Raw genomic sequence first — 1634 nt, forward strand, 5'->3', positions numbered from 1 at the left:
AGCTCCTTGCGCAGCTCCTCCGACGGCTCCTCGCCGGCCATCAGGGTGACATAGGCGTAGATGCCCTGGCCCTTGATGTCGTGCGGATAGCCCACGACGGCGGCCTCGGACACCTTCGGGTGCGCCACCAGCGCCGACTCGACCTCCGCCGTGCCCATGCGGTGGCCGGACACGTTGATCACGTCGTCGACCCGGCCGGTGATCCAGTAATAGCCGTCCGCATCGCGGCGGCAGCCGTCGCCGGTGAAGTATTTGCCGGGATAGGTGGAGAAGTAGGTCTGCACGAAGCGCTCATGGTCGCCATAGACCGTGCGCATCTGGCCCGGCCAGGAATCGGCGATCACGAGGTTGCCCTCGGCCGCGCCCTCCAGCACCTTGCCATCCGCATCCACTACCTGCGGCTTGACGCCGAAGAAGGGCTTCGTGGCCGAGCCGGGCTTGAGCTTCGTCGCGCCGGGCAGCGGCGAGATCAGGATGCCGCCGGTCTCCGTCTGCCACCAGGTATCGACGATGGGGCAGCGATCGTCGCCGACCACCCGGTGGTACCATTCCCAGGCTTCCGGATTGATCGGCTCGCCGACCGAGCCCAAGAGGCGCAGGGACTTGCGCGAGGTCTTCTTCACCGGCGCCTCGCCCGCCTGCATGAGGGAGCGGATGGCGGTCGGGGCGGTGTAGAAGATGTTGACCCCGTGCTTGTCGATCACCTCCCAGAAGCGGGAGATCGACGGATAGGTCGGCACGCCCTCGAACATCAGCGTCGTGGCGCCGTTCGCCAGCGGCCCGTAGAGGATGTAGGAATGGCCCGTCACCCAGCCCACGTCGGCGGTGCACCAGTAGATGTCGCCGTCGTGATAATCGAACACGTATTGGTGCGTCATCGCCGCATGGACGAGATAGCCGCCGGTGGTGTGCAGCACACCCTTCGGGGTGCCGGTCGAGCCTGAGGTGTAGAGGATGAACAACGGGTCCTCCGCGTTCATCTCCTCGTAGGGACACTCGTCGGACACCATGCTGGCGGCTTCGTCGTAATAGACGTCGCGGCCCGGCACCATGTTGACGCTCGATCCCGTGCGGCGCACCACCAAAACGTGGTCCACCACGCCGGCGCCGACGCGCTCGAGGGCGGCATCCACGTTGACCTTCAGCGGAACCTTGCGGCCGCCGCGCAGGCCCTCGTCGGCGGTGATGATGAAGGCGGACTTGGCGTCCTGGATGCGGCTCGCCAGCGAATCGGGCGAGAAGCCGCCGAACACCACCGAGTGGATGGCGCCTAAGCGAGCGCAGGCCAGCATGGCATAGGCCGCTTCGGGAATCATCGGCATGTAGATCGTGACGCGATCGCCCTTCTCGACGCCGCGGTTGCGCATGATGTTGGCCATGCGGCAGACTTCGTCATGAAGCTCGCGGTAGGTGATTGTCTTCGATTCCGACGGGTCGTCGCCTTCCCAGATGATGGCGACCTGGTCGCCGCGGGTGTGGAGATGCCGGTCGACGCAGTTATAGGCCACGTTGGTGACGCCGTCCTCGAACCAGCGGATCGCCACGTTGTCGGGGCCGAAATTGGTGTTCTTGATCCGGGTCGGCTGCTTGAACCAATGGATACGCCTGGCTTCCTCGGCCCAGAAGGCCTCCGG

Annotated in this window: 1 protein-coding gene; it reads right to left on the reverse strand. The window is 65.6% G+C overall.

Features of this window, described 5'->3' with window-relative positions:
• Window positions 1-1634, reverse strand: a 1634-nt coding sequence (acs, locus tag ILT44_RS30285) for an acetate--CoA ligase (protein ID WP_204243316.1), incomplete at both ends; no start/stop codon positions are given.

This window comes from Microvirga arvi (genome assembly GCF_016892765.1).
Taxonomy (GTDB): domain Bacteria; phylum Pseudomonadota; class Alphaproteobacteria; order Rhizobiales; family Beijerinckiaceae; genus Microvirga; species Microvirga arvi.